Annotated in this window: 10 protein-coding genes; 7 read left to right on the top strand and 3 right to left on the bottom strand. The window is 72.0% G+C overall.

The features are described 5' to 3' along the window. Window positions 1-27: 27 nt before the first annotated feature. Both ACH4S8_RS34010 and ACH4S8_RS34005 read right to left on the bottom strand, forming a co-directional pair. On the bottom strand, window positions 28-1,698 hold the full coding sequence (locus ACH4S8_RS34010; RefSeq protein WP_398401148.1) for a sulfatase: 1,671 nt from the start codon (window positions 1,696-1,698) through the stop codon (window positions 28-30). A gap of 724 nt (window positions 1,699-2,422) precedes the next feature. Next, the gene (locus ACH4S8_RS34005) at window positions 2,423-4,138 is read right to left on the bottom strand and encodes an acyl-CoA synthetase (RefSeq protein WP_398401025.1); all 1,716 of its coding nucleotides are present in this window, start codon (window positions 4,136-4,138) and stop codon (window positions 2,423-2,425) included. Between the two features lie 196 nt (window positions 4,139-4,334). Here ACH4S8_RS34005 and ACH4S8_RS34000 point away from each other — a divergent pair, with 196 nt between their 5' ends. From ACH4S8_RS34000 to ACH4S8_RS33970, 7 genes are all read left to right on the top strand, one after another. Beyond that, complete coding sequence (locus tag ACH4S8_RS34000) at window positions 4,335-5,135, top strand: crotonase/enoyl-CoA hydratase family protein (protein WP_398401023.1); 801 nt, start codon at window positions 4,335-4,337, stop codon at window positions 5,133-5,135. A 78-nt stretch (window positions 5,136-5,213) separates the two neighbouring features. Further along, window positions 5,214-6,173, top strand: a complete 960-nt coding sequence (locus ACH4S8_RS33995) for a Zn-ribbon domain-containing OB-fold protein (protein WP_398401021.1) — start codon at window positions 5,214-5,216, stop codon at window positions 6,171-6,173. After that, window positions 6,174-7,262, top strand: a complete 1,089-nt coding sequence (locus ACH4S8_RS33990; protein ID WP_398401019.1) for a thiolase domain-containing protein — start codon at window positions 6,174-6,176, stop codon at window positions 7,260-7,262. Continuing rightward, window positions 7,259-8,425 (top strand): thiolase domain-containing protein, encoded by a 1,167-nt coding sequence (locus ACH4S8_RS33985; RefSeq protein ID WP_398401017.1) that lies wholly within the window; start codon window positions 7,259-7,261, stop codon window positions 8,423-8,425. Before ACH4S8_RS33990 ends, ACH4S8_RS33985 begins: the two co-directional genes overlap by 4 nt. Before the next feature lie 82 nt (window positions 8,426-8,507). After that, complete coding sequence (locus ACH4S8_RS33980) at window positions 8,508-8,750, top strand: DUF397 domain-containing protein (protein WP_398401015.1); 243 nt, start codon at window positions 8,508-8,510, stop codon at window positions 8,748-8,750. A gap of 247 nt (window positions 8,751-8,997) precedes the next feature. After that, window positions 8,998-11,889: an ATP-binding protein gene (locus ACH4S8_RS33975; RefSeq protein ID WP_398401013.1), complete on the top strand. Its 2,892-nt coding sequence runs from the start codon at window positions 8,998-9,000 to the stop codon at window positions 11,887-11,889. A gap of 218 nt (window positions 11,890-12,107) precedes the next feature. Beyond that, entirely contained in the window at window positions 12,108-12,605 is a 498-nt protein-coding gene (locus tag ACH4S8_RS33970; protein WP_398401011.1) for a hypothetical protein, read from the top strand. 21 nt (window positions 12,606-12,626) lie between these two features. On the opposite strand, the gene ACH4S8_RS33965 is transcribed toward ACH4S8_RS33970, so the two are convergent. Beyond that, entirely contained in the window at window positions 12,627-14,945 is a 2,319-nt protein-coding gene (locus ACH4S8_RS33965) for a PAS domain S-box protein (RefSeq protein WP_398401009.1), read from the bottom strand. Between the last annotated feature and the right edge of the window lie 62 nt (window positions 14,946-15,007).

Raw genomic sequence — 15,007 nt, 5'->3', positions numbered from 1 at the left:
GAGGGTGCCGTGACGGTGGTCGGAGGGTCAGTGCGCCGCGGTCGTGGCCGCCGGGCCCGGAGTCGAGCCGAACGCCGTCATGAAGCGGTCGCGGAACTTGTTCATCGCCCATTCCGGCGCGTTGTCCGCGGGCTTGAGCCCGTCCGTCCAGCCCCAGTCGGAGACGCGGTCCAGCACCTTCGGGTCGCGGGCGACGATGGTGACGGGCACGTCCCTGTCGGAGGTGCCGCCCGTGACCGTCGGGACGGGCTGGTGGTCGCCGAGGAAGACGAGGACGGTGTTGTCGTCGCCGTAGCGCTGGACCCACTGGGTGAGGCTGTCCAGGGAGTACTGGATCGCCTTGCGGTACTCGGTCCGCACCCGCTTCGAGCTCTTCCAGACCTCCGTGGGGTTCGTGCCCTCCTTCTTGATCTTGTAGAAGATCTTGCCGTCCCCGAGGTCCTTCCAGTCGATCATGTGGGCGATGGGGGACCAGGGGTTGTGGCTGGAGGCGAGGATGATCTCCGCCATGATCGGGTCGCGGTTCTTCTTGCCGTGCTCCAGCTTCTGGAAGGCCTCCAGACTGAACTGGTCCGGCACCGGCGTCCAGCTGAAGTACGGGCCCTGGTAGCCGAGGTGGGTCGAGTCGTAGATGTGGTCGAGGCCGAAGTACTTGCCCTCGGGCCAGGCCAGGCGCACGCCGGGGACGATGCCGACGGTCCGCCAGGCTCCGGTCTTCTGGAAGTAGCTGGTGAGGGTCGCGCGCTTGCTGGTGGTCAGGGACCGGTACCGCTGCTGGTTCTTGACCCACGTGCCGGACAGGAACGTCGAGTGCGCGAGCCAGCTGCCGGCGCCCGTCACCGGCGACCTGAGCCAGCCGCTGCGCGCCGAGAAGCCGGCGGCCTCGAGCCGGGCGTCGCCCGCCTTGAGCGTCGCGTCGACCTCCGGTCCCATCGTGGGGTCGTCGATGGCCACCCGGCCGTAGCTCTCGATGAAGGTGAGCATCACGTCCTTGCCGCGCAGCCCGGTCAGCAACCGGTCGGACGGCGTGCGGGCGAAGGCGTCGACGGCCATCTGCTTCTTGTAGACGTCGGCGTCGCCGAGGCCGTCGCGAACGTACTGCACCCGGTTGGAGAGGTACGTGGCATAGCCCTTGGAGGCGAAGGTGACACCGCCGAACTGCACGCCCAGGGTGAAGCAGACGACCCAGGCGACGCCCAGGACCAGCGTGGTGCGTACGGCCCCGGTGCGATGCCGGGCCAGCGTGTTCGCCAGCCGCATCATCGCGAGCACGCTCAGCGCGAGCACGGCGATGACCAGGACGATCACCCCGACCACCGCGAGTATCTCGCCCGAGCGCCCGAACGAGTCCTTCACCCAGTCCGCGCCGTCGCTCAGCAGCACCCAGTCGAAGACCAGGTCGAACGGCCGGGCCAGGGTCTCGCGGAAGCCCATGTCCATGCACTTCAGGATGGCGGACAGTCCGAGGACCACCCCGAGGACTCCGGCCGTGATCCGCCGCGCCCTGGCCGGCAGTACGAGCAGGACGGCCGCGAGGAAGACCCCCTCGACCGGGAGGCGGAAGAAGGCCTGGACGGACATCCAGTCGAGGCGGTTGGGCACGATGAGCACGGTGAGCACCAGCGCACCGGCCAGGACGCTCGTGCCCGCCCGCACGACACGTGCGGCCCGGGGGAAGCGACGGCGCCAGCCGAACAGGCCCGGGCGGACGGCGGCGGTGGTGTTCGCGGCGGCTTCGGCTTCGGCCTCGTCGACGGACGGGGGTTCTGCGGGACGCTCGTCGACGGCTTCGGGAGCGGTTTCGGGGGTGGCTTCGTCGTCGGAGGCGGCGTCGGGGTGCGAGGCGGTGGCTTCGTCTTCGGCGGCGGTGTGCGAGCCGGTGGGTTCGGCGGCGTCGGCGGTGAGGGGGCGCGAGCCGGTGGCCTCGTCGTCCCCGGTGAGGTGTGGGCCAGTCGCGTCGGCTTCGGCTTCGGCTTCGGTGTCGGGGTGCGAGAGGGTGGGTTCGTCGTCGGCGGGGGCGTGTGCGGCCGTGGGTTCTTCGCCGACGGTGGCGTGCGAGAGGGCGGGTTCGTCGGCGGGCTCGCCGTGCTCCTCGCCGCCGGCAGCCTCCTTCGTCCGCTCTTCCGCCCGCTCTTCCGTTCCGGAACTCGCGGGCGTCCCGGTCTGCCCGACTGTCCCGGAGTTCCCCCGGGTCTCGTCCGCCGCCGGCGCGTCGGGGTCCGGACCCACGTCGGCATCCGGCAGTTGACGAGGAGGCGTGTGGTGCGACACCCGAAGGTCCTTCCGTACGTAACCCGGTGCTGGTGCGACGGAGGCTGTTCCGTCATCCCCCATACGGCCGGCCGCCACCTCTCGTTCAAGGCGGGGGGCCGACCGCGCACAGAGTACGTCGCCAGGATCACCCGGTTGACGCCGGTGGCGCCTACCGGTCCGCCGCCGCCACCTCCCGCGCCCACCGGTAGTCGGCCTTGCCGCTCGGCGACCGCTGGATGGAGTCCGTGACGACCAGCCGGCGCGGGATCTTGTACCCGGCCAGCCGGGCGCGGCAGTGCGTCTGGATGTCGTCGAGGGACGGCCGCGGCGCGCCCGCGCGGAGCTGGACGACGGCCGCCACGTGGTTGCCCCACTTCGGGTCGGGCACTCCGGTGACCAGCGCGTCGTACACGTCCGGATGCGATTTCAAAGCCTGTTCGACCTCTTCGGGATAGACCTTCTCGCCGCCGGTGTTGATGCACTGCGAGCCGCGGCCGAGCACGACGACGACGCCCTCCTCGTCGATCGTGGCCATGTCGCCGAGGAGCACCCAGCGCTCGTCACCCTTGCGGAAGAACGTCTCGGCGGTCTTCTTCGGGTCGTTGTAGTAGCCGAGGGGCACATGGCCGCGCTGCGCGACCCGTCCCGGCTCGCCGACCGCGACCGGCTCGTACGTCACCGGATCCACCACCTGTGTGCGGGCGTTGACGCGGATCCGGAAGCCGCGCTCGGGGCCGGAGTCGGCGGTGGCGGTGCCGTTGAAGCCGGACTCCGAGGAGCCGAAGTTGTTGAGGAGCATCACGTTCGGGACCAGTGCCTGGAACTGTTCGCGCACGGTGTCCGACATGATCGCGCCGGACGAGGAGACACTGAACAGGGCCGAACAGTCGGTGCCCTTCAAGGGGCCGTTCAGCGCGTCGATCAGGGGCCGCAGCATCGCGTCGCCGACCAGCGACACACTGGTCACCTTCTCCTTCTCGATCGTCCGCAGCACTTCCTCCGGCGCGAACTTGCGGTGGAGCACCACACGCTGGCCGAAGTTGAAGGCGATGAAGGCGGTGAGCGTCGACGTGCCGTGCATCAGCGGGGGAGTGGGGAAGAAGGTGATCCCGGCACCGCCGGCCGCGACGCGCTCGGCGAGTTCCTGCGGCTTCGTGACCGGATCGCCGGTCGGCGCGCCGCCGCCGAGACCGGCGAAGAAGAGGTCCTCCTGTCGCCACATCACGCCCTTCGGCATCCCCGTCGTGCCGCCGGTGTAGATGATGAACTGGTCGTCCGCCGAACGCGGGGGGAATCCGCGCAGGGGCGAACCGGCGGCCTCGGCGTCGCCGAACTCCACCACGTCCGGCGTGCCGAGGGCGCCCTGCGAGCCTCCGGCGCTCGTCACGTCCGCCGCGCTCCCGGCGCTCCCGCTGCCGACCGTGTCCGTCGCGCTCCCGGTGCCGACCGCGTCCGCCGCGGGCAGGGCGGCCCCCACGCGGACGAGATGGCGCAGCCGCGGCGCCCGCGGGCGTGCCGCCGTGACCCGGCCGGTGAACTCCGCGTCGAAGACCAGCGCCACGAGATCCGCGTCCTGGTAGAGATACGCCAACTCCTCCTCTACATAGCGGTAGTTGACGTTGACCGGCACGATCCGCGCCTTCAGGCAGGCCAGTACCGTCTGGAGGTACTCGACGCCGTTGTACAGATGGAGCCCGAGGTGCTCGCCGGGGCGGATCCCGCTGTCGATCAGATGGTGTGCGACACGGTTCGCGGCCGCGTCCAGCTGCGCGTACGTCAGACGGCGTTCCGCACCCGTGCCCGGGTGGTCGATGTACACGAGGGCCTCGCGGTCCGGGACCACGTCGACGACCGACTCGAACAGGTCGGCAAGGTTGTACTCCACCGTTCCTCCTGACCGTGCACGTCCGTGGCCGTGTGCCCCGGAGCGTGTCCGCCCCGGACCCGACGGTCATCAGAGCAAAGCCCGACCCAAGTGTGAAGGGTCCCGGCACAAGAAATCTGACTGTCTGTCAGAAAACCCTTGTACTGGCCGGACGCCTCCTGCAACCTGTTCTCGCATCCGAGACGGGAGGACGCCCATGGGTGGGACCGAACACCTCACCGTGCAACGCGAAGGCGCCACACTGGTGCTCACGCTCAACAGGCCCGAAGCCAGGAACGCGCTCTCGCTGCCGATGCTGGTCGGCCTGTACGACGGCTGGATCGAGGCCGACGAGGACGACGCGATCCGCTCGATCGTGCTCACCGGCGCCGGCGGCGCCTTCTGCGCAGGGATGGACCTCAAGGCGCTGGCCGGCAAGGGCATGGAGGGCGAACAGTACCGGGACCGCCTCAAGGCCGACCCCGATCTGCACTGGAAGGCCATGCTGCGCCACCACCGCCCCCGCAAACCGGTGATCGCGGCCGTCGAGGGGCACTGCGTCGCGGGCGGCACCGAGATCCTCCAGGGCACCGACATCCGGGTCGCGGGCGCCTCCGCGACCTTCGGGCTCTTCGAGGTCAGACGCGGACTCTTCCCGATCGGCGGCTCGACGGTGCGGCTGCAACGCCAGATCCCGCGCACCCACGCCCTCGAAATGCTGCTCACGGGACGCCCGTACACCGCCCAGGAGGCCGCGGACATCGGACTGATCGGCCATGTGGTGCCCGACGGCACGGCGCTGGACAGGGCGCTCGCCGTCGCGGAGCAGATCAACGCCTGCGGTCCGCTCGCCGTCGAAGCCGTCAAGGCGTCCGTGTACGAGACCGCCGAGCTGACCGAGACCGACGGGCTCGCCGCCGAACTGCGGCGTGGCTGGCCGGTCTTCGACACCGCCGACGCCAAGGAAGGCTCCCGCGCCTTCGCCGAGAAGCGCCCGCCCGTCTACCGGCGCGCCTGACCCGCGCGCCCGGCCCCGGACGTGCCCCGTCCGCCCAGCGGGCGGGGGCCGTCCGGCCGTTGGAAGGAGAGATCCGGGATGCCCGAAGTCCTCAAGGCCCCCCTCGTCGTCGAGTTCCCCTTCACCCGCTCGCTCGGACCCGTGCAGAGCGCCTTCCTCACGGGCCTGCGCGAACAGGTCGTCCTCGGCGTACGGACCACCGACGGACGCACCCTCGTCCCGCCCGTCGAGTACGACCCCGTCACCGCCGAGGAGATACGCGACCTCGTCGAGGTCGCCCCCACCGGCACCGTCACCACCTGGGCCTGGAACCACGAACCCCGCCGTGGTCAGCCCCTCACCACGCCCTTCGCCTGGGTGCTGGTCAGGCTCGACGGCGCCGACACCGCCCTGCTGCACGCCCTCGACGCCCCGGGCCCCGACGCCGTGCGCACCGGGATGCGCGTCCGCGTCCGCTGGGCCCCCGAGCGCTCCGGCGCGATCACCGACATCGCCTGCTTCGAGCCGTACGACGGCCCCGGCGCCGAACCCGCCGAACCCGCCGAACCCGCCGCCCATGACGGCCGGTTCGAGGACATGGTCACCGGAATCGTCGCCCCCGCACGACTCGACTACGTCTACGCGCCGGGCCGCGCCCAGACCGCCTACATCGCGGGTCTCGCCGAGCGGCGGACCGTCGGCGAACGCTGCCCCTCCTGCCGCAAGGTGTACGTCCCGTCCAGGGGAGCCTGCCCCACCTGCGGGGTGGCCACCTCCGAACAGGTCGAGGTCGGTCCGCGCGGCACCGTCACCACGTACTGCATCGTCAACATCAAGGCGAAGAACCTCGACATCGAAGTCCCGTACGTCTACGCGCACATCGCCCTCGACGGGGCGGACCTCGCGCTGCACGGCCGGATCGGCGGCATCCCCTACGACGAGGTCCGCATGGGCCTGCGCGTGGAGCCCGTGTGGTCGAAGGGCGGCCGCCACCCCGACCACTACCGGCCCACCGGAGAACCGGACGCGGACTACGAGACGTACAAGGAGATGCTGTAGATGGAGCCCCTCAGGGACATCGCCGTCGTCGCGTTCGCGCAGAGCGACCACCGGCGCACCTCCGACGAGCTCTCCGAGGTGGAGATGCTCCTCCCGGTCCTGCACGAGGTCCAGGGCCGAACGGGCCTGCGGGCCGGTGACATCGGCTTCACCTGCTCCGGCTCCACCGACTATCTCGCCGGCCGCGCCTTCTCCTTCACCATGGCGCTCGACGGCGTCGGCGCCTGGCCGCCGATCTCCGAGTCGCACGTCGAGATGGACGGCGCCTGGGCGCTGTACGAGGCCTGGACCAAACTGCTCACCGGCGACGCCGACACCGCGCTCGTCTACTCCTACGGCAAGTCCTCGCCCGGCTCCGTACGCGACGTCCTGACACGGCAGTTGGACCCGTACTACCTGGCCCCGCTGTGGCCCGACTCGGTGGCCCTCGCCGCGCTCCAGGCGCGGGCGCTCATCGACGCGGGCGAGACCGACGAGGCGGAACTCGCCTCCGTCGCCGCCCGCAGCCGGACCTCCGCGAACACCAACTCCCACGCCCAGCTGCGCGGTCCGGTGCCACAGGGCGACTATCTCGTACGACCCCTGCGCACCGGCGACTGCCCGCCCGTCGGCGACGGCGCCGCCGCCGTGATCCTCGCCGCCGGGGACCGGGCCCGCGACCTGTGCGAGCGGCCCGCCTGGATCCGGGGCATCGACCACCGCATCGAGCCCCACGCCCTCGGCGTGCGCGACCTGACCGACTCGCCCTCCACCCGGCTGGCCGCCGAACGCGCCGGAGCCTTCGAACTCCCCCATGGCCTTAAGGGCATGGGAGGTGCCCCCACCGTCGACACAGCCGAGTTGCACGCCCCCTTCAGCTCCCAGGAAGTCGTCCTGCGCAAGGCGCTGCGGCTCGACGACAGCGTGCGCGTCAACCCCTCGGGAGGCGCCCTCGCCGCCAACCCGATCATGGCGGCGGGGCTCATCCGCATCGGCGAGGCCGCCGCACGCGTCCACCGCGGGGAGTCCGACCGGGCACTCGCCCACGCCACCTCCGGCCCCTGCCTCCAGCAGAACCTGGTCGCCGTACTCGAAGGGGACGCCCGATGAGCAAGGAGCCCGTGGCCGTCGTGGGCATCGGCCAGACCAAGCACGTGGCGGCACGCCGGGACGTGTCCATCGCGGGACTCGTCCGCGAGGCCGCCGGGCGCGCACTGACCGACGCCGAGTTGACGTGGGCCGACATCGACGCCGTCGTCATCGGCAAGGCGCCCGACTTCTTCGAGGGCGTCATGATGCCCGAGCTGTACCTGGCGGACGCGCTCGGCGCGACCGGCAAACCGATGCTCCGGGTGCACACGGCGGGCTCCGTCGGCGGATCGACGGCGCTCGTCGCCACCAACCTCGTCGCCGGCCGCGTCCACCGGACGGTCCTCACCCTCGCCTACGAAAAGCAGTCCGAATCCAACGCCATGTGGGGCCTGTCCCTGCCCATCCCCTTCCAGCAGCCGCTGCTCGCCGGTGCGGGCGGCTTCTTCGCGCCGCACGTGCGCGCCTACATGCGGCGCACCGGCGCCCCCGACACCGTCGGCTCGCTCGTCGCGTACAAGGACCGCCGCAACGCGCTGAAGAACCCCTACGCGCACCTCCACGAACACGACATCACCCTGGAGAAGGTCCAGGCCTCGCCCATGCTCTGGGACCCGATCCGCTACTCGGAGACCTGCCCCTCCTCCGACGGGGCCTGCGCGATGATCCTCACCGACCGCGCGGGAGCCGCTCGTTCACCGCGCCCGCCCGCCTGGATGCACGGCGGCGCGATGCGCAGCGAACCGACCCTCTTCGCCGGCAAGGACTTCGTCTCCCCGCAGGCCGGCAAGGACTGCGCGGCCGACGTGTACCGCCAGGCCGGGATCGCGGACCCCCGCCGCGACATCGACGCCGTCGAGATGTACGTGCCGTTCTCCTGGTACGAGCCCATGTGGCTGGAGAACCTCGGCTTCGCCGACGAGGGCGAGGGATGGAAACTCACCGAGTCGGGCGTGACCGAACTGGAGGGCGACCTGCCCGTCAACATGTCGGGCGGTGTCCTCTCCACCAACCCGATCGGCGCCTCCGGCATGATCCGCTTCGCCGAAGCGGCCCTCCAGGTGCGCGGCCAGGCCGGAGAACACCAGGTCGACGGGGCTCGCCGGGTGCTCGGCCACGCCTACGGCGGCGGATCCCAGTTCTTCTCGATGTGGCTGGTCGGCGCCACGCCGCCCAGCTCCTGAAGCCGTCCCCCTCACATGGCCTGTGCGCGGCACGGGCCGATCGCTAGGCTGGCCGCGGACGACGAACCGGGAGGAGCAGGACGTGGCCGAGAGCACCATCGAGCAGCACCCGCTCAAGGGCTGGGACAAGCCGGAGCTGGACCTCAGCAACGCCGACTGGCAGTCCAGCAGCCGAGGGCGGGGAGATGTCCAGATCGCCTTCGTCGAGGGCTTCATCGCGATGCGCAACAGTGGCCGCCCGCAGAGCCCTTCCCTGATCTTCACGCCCGCGGAGTGGGGAGCGTTCGTATCGGGGGCCCGCGAGGGGGAGTTCGACCTGACCTGAACCGACGGTCACCGGGCCCCGTCCCGCCCCTCCCCGCGTGAGGAAGGGGCGGCGGCCCGGGTCCCCGCGCCCGGGGAGGCCGCCCGCCGTCCGGTCCTCCCGCGGTCCCGTCGCCGCGGAAGAGGTTCCGACCAGGAGCACCCGAACGGGCTGCCCCGTGGCTGATCGGGGCGTACTCTGAGGTGCCTGAAGGTCACGGTGCGCATCCGCTCCCCGCGCGGACGCGCGCTCGTGGCAGGGGGTGATCATGGGGCAACGCAGCCTTCGTAGCCGTCGGACGCTCTTCGAGCGCGAGAGTGAACTCTCCGCCGCGGACGAGGCGTTGAGCGACCTGGTCGGCCTGCGCCGGGAACCCGGCGAGCCACCGGGCCGGCCCCGCGGCGCGCTCCTCGCCTTCGCCGGACGCGCCGGAATCGGCAAGACCACCCTCCTCGGCGAGGTCAGAAGGCGCTCCGCGGCCAAGAGCTGCACCGTGCTGAGCGCGCGCGGCGGAGAACAGGAACAACGCGTCGCCTTCCACGTCGCCCGACAGCTCCTGCAGCCCCAGCTCGCCGGATTCTCCGAAGCCGAACTCCGCGCCTCCCTGGGCAGTTGGTACGCCATCGTCGGTCCCGCGCTCGGTCTCTGCGCCCCGTCCGAAGGCGCTCCGCCCGACCAGCAGGGCCTGCGCGCCGGACTCGACTGGGTGCTCACCCACCTCGCCGTGCAGCGCGCCCCCATGGTGCTCCTCCTGGACGACGCGCACTGGGCCGACGCCGAATCGCTCAGCTGGCTCGCCGCGTTCGCGCCCCGCGCCGAGCAGCTCCCCCTGCTGCTCGTCGTCGCCTACCGCCCCGACGAACTCCCCGAACACGCCGAGGCGTTCAGGGGACTGCCCGGCCGCGCCGGACAACGCCCCATCGGCCTCGAACCGCTCAGCGCCGCCGCCGTCGCCCGGCTCGTCCGGGAAGATCTCGGCACCCAGGCCGACGACGCGTTCTGCCACGAGTGCTGGACGGTCACCGCGGGCAACCCGTTCGAGGCCGTCGAGCTGACCGCCAAGGTCCTCGACCGCGGCCTCACCCCGACCGAGGACGGAGCGCACCTCCTGCGCGACCTCGCCGCCGCCGTCAAGGGCAACGGCATCGTCGCCCGCCTCGAACGCCTCGGCACCGCGACCGTCCGCTTCGCCTGGGCCTGCGCCGTGCTCGGCACCGAGATCCGCCCGGCCCTCGCCGCCGCCGTCGCGGGCCTCGGCTCCGAGGAGGCCGCGGACGCGGCGGACGCCCTGCGCTCCGCCCGCATCCTGACCGGAGCCGACCCCCTCGAATTCGTCCACCCGTTGATCGCCACCGCCGTCTACCGCGACATCCCCGGCAGCGTCCGCGTCGCCCTGCACGGCCAGGCCGCCTGGTGCGTGATCGACGAGGGCCTCGGCCCGGCCGCCGCCGCCCGCCACCTCATGGAGACCCACCCGGACGGCGACACCTGGATCGTCCAGCAGCTGCGCGCCGCGGCCCGCGAGACCCAGCGCGCCGGAGCCCCCGAAGCGGCCCGCAGCTATCTCGCGCGCGCCCTGCGCGAACCGCCGCCCTTCGAGGACCGCGCCGCCGTCCTGTACGAACTGGGCTGCGCGTCCCTGCTCACCGAGCCGACGAACACGGTCAACCATCTGCGTGCCGCCCTCGAGGAACCGATCACCGACCCCGAGCTGCGCCACAACATCGTCTACCGCCTCTCCCAGGTGCTCGCGCACAGCGACCGCCTCGCCGAGGCCTCCGAGACCCTCGCCCGCGAGATCCCGGTCACCGGCGACGCCCGGGTACGCCTGCGCATGCAGTCCGAGCAGTTCATGTGGGACGCCTTCCGCGCCGACGAACCCGACTCGCCCGCCCGCTCCCGCCGGCTCGCCCGCCTCGCCGACCGGCTCACCGGCCACGACCTCACCGAGCGCTATGTGATCGGGCTGCGCGCCTGGGACGCCACCCTGCGCGGCGAACCCGCCGCCGTGGCCCTCCAGCACGCCGAGCGCGCCCTGGCCGGCGGCCTCGGCTGGGCCGAGGCCGACCGCGGCTTCGAGGTCCCGGTCCTGGTCGCCATGACCTTCATGTACGCCGACCGGCCGGGCCGGACCGAAGAACTCTTCGCCACCGGGATCGCCGACTTCGAATCCCAGGGCTGGCACGGCGCCCACCTCTCGTTCGGCTACACGATCCTCGGATACGTCCGCTTCCGCCGCGGTCGTCTCGCCGAGGCCGAGGACTTCGTCCGCGCGGGCCTCCGGCTCGCCGAACGCGTCGGACCCGGCACACCCGTCCACTGGTACGCCGTGGGCACCCTCATCCAGGTCCTGCTCGCCCGGGGCCAGGTCGAGGAGGCCGCGCGCACCGGCGAGGCCTACGCCTTCCACGCACCCTTCTCGGCCGCCGTGACCTTCCCCGACGCCCAGACCGTCTACGGCGAACTGCTGCTCGCCCGCGGCCTCACCGAGAACGCCGCCGCCGAGCTCACGTCCGCCGGCCGGCGCCTCGACGTGCGCGGCATGCGCAACCCCGCCTGGTGCCCCTGGCAGCTCCACCTCGCCCGCGCCCAGAGCCACGCGTCCCCCGAGCGCGCCGTCGCCACGGCACTCGAAGCGGTGAACCGCGCCCGCCAGTACGGCGCCCCCTCCACCATCGGCCAGGCCCTGCGGGTCGCCGCCGAGGTCTCGCCCGGACCGGACCGTGTCCGGCTCCTCGAAGAGTCCGTCGCCCATCTGGAGCGGTCCCCGGCCGCCTACGAACTGGCCTGCTCCCTGGTCGCCCTGGGCACCGAACTGCACCGCGCCGGACGCCCCGGTCAGGCCGCCGAGCACCTGTACCGCGGCCTCGACGCGGCGGTCCAGTGCGGTGCCGACGGGCTGATCGAGGACGCCCGCGACGAGCTGGCCTCGGCGGGACTGCGGCCGCGCCGGCTGCACAGCACCGAGACGGACGCCCTCACCGCCCGCGAGCGCACCGCCGCCTCCCTCACCGCGCGGGACCGGACCCCGGCCCAGATCGCCGAGGAACTGCACATCGACGAGCACGCCGTCACCCGGATCCTGTCGGCGGTCTACCGCAAGGTCGGCACCGACCGCAGAGGGCTCGCGGCGGCACTGGGGGACCAGGCCGCGCCCTGACGCCGCCGGGCCGCCCCGCGGACTCGCACCGACGCCTCCGCGGCCGGGGTGCGCACGGCCCCGTGGGCCGGGTGGGTGCCGCCCCCGTGGTCCGGGTACGCGCGGCCCTCGTGGGCCCGTGCGCACGGCGTGCGCAGGCCAGGTGCGCAGACCGCGTGGGCCCGGTGCGTACGGCGCCCGTGGGGCCCGGTACGCGCCCGTGCACGTACCATTGCGACATGTCCTTCCTCCGCCGCCGCAGCGCCACGCCCGCCGGGCCCGACTTCGATGTTCTGGCCATGGATCCGGGTGACTGGCCCGGCAATCTCGGCGCGGGTCTGCTGCCCGCGCCCGACGGCACCTGCCAGGGCGTCTTCCTGCGCTACGACCTGTTCGGCGGCCGCGGTCCCGCGATGATCATCGGCAATCTGCCCGAGGGTTCCCAGGCCCGGGACGTCGCCGAGGGCGAGGTCCCCTTCGAGGTGGCCCAGCTGCTGATCGCGCTGGAGAACAACGAGGAGGTGACCGTCACCGGGACCGAGGACATGCCGGTGATGCAGGGCGACAACCTCATGATCGTGCGCCGGCTGAAGCTCTCCGAGACCCGCATCTCCTGCGTCCAGTTCGACCGCAGCGACAACGTCCTGGTGACCATCGCCGCCTGGGACCGTCCGATCACGGACGATCTCTACGCTCTCCTGAAGCCGCTCCCGGCGGAACTGTTCCAGCAGGGCTGAGGCCGAACACCCCGCCCGGCGTCACAGCTTGAGGGTGAACCAGGTCGTCTTGCCCGCGTCGGTGGGACGCACGCCCCAACTGTCGGCGAGCGCGCGGACCAGGATCAGGCCCCGCCCCGACTCCTCGTCCTCGTCGGCCGTCCGGGGCTGCGGCAGATGCGGGCTGCGGTCGCTGATCTCCACGGTCAGATCGGTCGCCGTGCGGCACAGGTGCAGGCTGATGGGCCCCTGGGCGTGCTGCACGGCGTTGGTGAGGATCTCGGAGAGCAGCAGCCGGGCGTCGTCCGCGGCGGGAGCGCAGTCCCAGGCGGTCAGTGCCTTGCTGAGGAAGGCGCGGCCCTCCGGGACCGATTCGGGCACCGCGGGCAGATCGGTGTTGACGGTGGCCAGGGGGCCGTCGGGGAGCCGGGTGAGCAGCAGCGTGACGTCGTCGTTGTGCCCGTCGCTGTCCGGCAGCAGGGCGGACAGCACGTGGTCGGCGGCGTCCTCCAGATCGGGTGCGGCGGCGAACAGGTCCGTGAGGGTGGTGGTGAGCTCGGTGAGCTGGTCCTCGATGTCGCTGCCGGGCGTCTCGATCAGACCGTCGGTGTACAGGACGAGCGTCGCCCCGGGCGGGATCAGCGAGGTCGCCTGCTCGTAGAGGATGCCGCCGACACCGAGCGGCGCGTTCACCGGCGCGGGGAGCGGCCGGGCGCCGGCGCCGGGTGTGGCCACCAGGGTCGGCAGGTGCCCGGCCGAGCAGACCGTCACCTCGCCCGCGTCGGCGGAGATGACCAGGTAGCAGCAGGTCACGAGCTGGTCGGGCACGTCCAGATCGCCGACGACGGCCTCCAGGGCCTGCATCAACTGGCGGGGCTGCATACCGGTCTTGGCCAGGGCGTGCGCGGCCGACCGCAGTTGGCCCATCACGGCGGCGGCGTCCAGGCCGCGGCCCATCACATCGCCGATCAGCACCCCGACCCGGCCGGCTCCCAGCGGGATCAGGTCGAACCAGTCACCGCCCACCCCCGCTCCCTGCGTGGCGGGCCGGTAGCGGCTCGCGGTGGTCAGACCGGGGATGGCGGGCGGGGTGCCCATGAGGCTGCGCTGGAGCGTGAGGGCGATGTGCCGCTGCTGCTCGTACAGGAACGTCAGCTCCGCCTCGGCCTTCTTGCGGTCGCTGATGTCCCGGACGATGGCGCACGCGCCGATCACCGTGCCGTCCGCGTCCCGGGTGGGCCACAGCGTGATGTCCACGTCCAGCAGGGCGCCGGAGCGGGTCAGCCGCAGGGTCTCGAAATGCTCGACCTTCTCTCCGCTGCGCAGCCGTTCGAGGAGCATGTCGATCTCGCCGCGCCGCTCGGTGGTCGCGAGCAGGGAGACGTGCCTGCCCATCGCCTCGGCCCGTGAGTAGCCGTACAGCCGCTGTGCCGCCGCGTTCCAGTAGGTGATGTGACCGTCCAGGGTCTTGGCGAGGATCGCGTCCTGCGAGGACTCGACGAGTCCGGCCAGTTCGTTGATCCGGGCCTCGGCGCGCTTGCGGTCGCTGACGTCGCGGACGGCGGCGGAGACGAGGAGTCCGTCGGCGGTCTCCAGCGGGCTGAGGCTGATCTCGACCGGGAACTCGGTGCCGTCCTTGCGCAGGCCGTGGAGTTCGAGCCCGGCGCCCATCGGGCGGACCTGGCGGTTGTCGGAGTAGCCCTTGCGGTGATTGTGGTGGTGGGCCCGGAAGCGGCCGGGTACGAGGAGTTCGACGGGGTGACCGAGGAGTTCCTCGCGCCGGTAGCCGAAGAGGGCTTCGGTCTGGGCGTTGACGAGTTTGATCGTGCCGGTGTCGTCGACGATGACCATGGCGTCGGGTGCCGCCTCCAGCAGACCCCGAAACCTTTCCTCAGCGGCCTTGCGGTCGCTGACGTCGCGGACGGCGGCGGAGACGAGGAGTCCGTCGGCGGTCTCCAGCGGGCTGAGGCTGATCTCGACCGGGAACTCGGTGCCGTCCTTGCGCAGGCCGTGGAGTTCGAGCCCGGCGCCCATCGGGCGGACCTGGCGGTTGTCGGCGTACCCGTTGCGGTGGAAGGTGTGGTGGGCCCGGAAGCGGCCCGGGACCAGGAGCTCCACGGGGCGGCCCAGCAGCTCCTCGCGGGTGTAGCCGAAGAGGGCTTCGGTCTGGGCGTTGACGAGTCTGATGGTTCCGGTGTCGTCGACGATGACCATGGCGTCGGGCGCCGCCTCCAGCAGACCCCGAAACCTTTCCTCGGCCCCCGCGGGCGCGTCGTTGCGCGGTGTGCCACCGCACTCGCATCGCTGCGGGACCGCCGCACCGACCGACCGCGGTGAAGTCTCTTTGACGAAGTTGCCCATGCCTGCCCCAGGGTGTGCCGTGTTCGTGAACGGCCCATCACAGCGCACGGAGAGCGGGCAGG

Source organism: Streptomyces sp. NPDC021080, from assembly GCF_044333225.1.
In the GTDB taxonomy this organism is placed as follows: Bacteria; Actinomycetota; Actinomycetes; order Streptomycetales; family Streptomycetaceae; genus Streptomyces.
The sequence above is the reverse complement of the archived record's forward strand: the minus strand, read 5'-3'. Positions and strand labels throughout refer to the sequence as shown.

Coding starts and splice junctions, on each gene's coding strand:
- ACH4S8_RS33965 (WP_398401009.1), bottom strand. CDS start 14,945: ATGGGCAACTTCGTCAAAGAGACTTCACCGCGGTCGGTCGGTGCGGCG.
- ACH4S8_RS33995 (WP_398401021.1), top strand. CDS start 5,214: ATGCCCGAAGTCCTCAAGGCCCCCCTCGTCGTCGAGTTCCCCTTCACC.
- ACH4S8_RS34000 (WP_398401023.1), top strand. CDS start 4,335: ATGGGTGGGACCGAACACCTCACCGTGCAACGCGAAGGCGCCACACTG.
- ACH4S8_RS33970 (WP_398401011.1), top strand. CDS start 12,108: ATGTCCTTCCTCCGCCGCCGCAGCGCCACGCCCGCCGGGCCCGACTTC.
- ACH4S8_RS33975 (WP_398401013.1), top strand. CDS start 8,998: ATGGGGCAACGCAGCCTTCGTAGCCGTCGGACGCTCTTCGAGCGCGAG.
- ACH4S8_RS33985 (WP_398401017.1), top strand. CDS start 7,259: ATGAGCAAGGAGCCCGTGGCCGTCGTGGGCATCGGCCAGACCAAGCAC.
- ACH4S8_RS33990 (WP_398401019.1), top strand. CDS start 6,174: ATGGAGCCCCTCAGGGACATCGCCGTCGTCGCGTTCGCGCAGAGCGAC.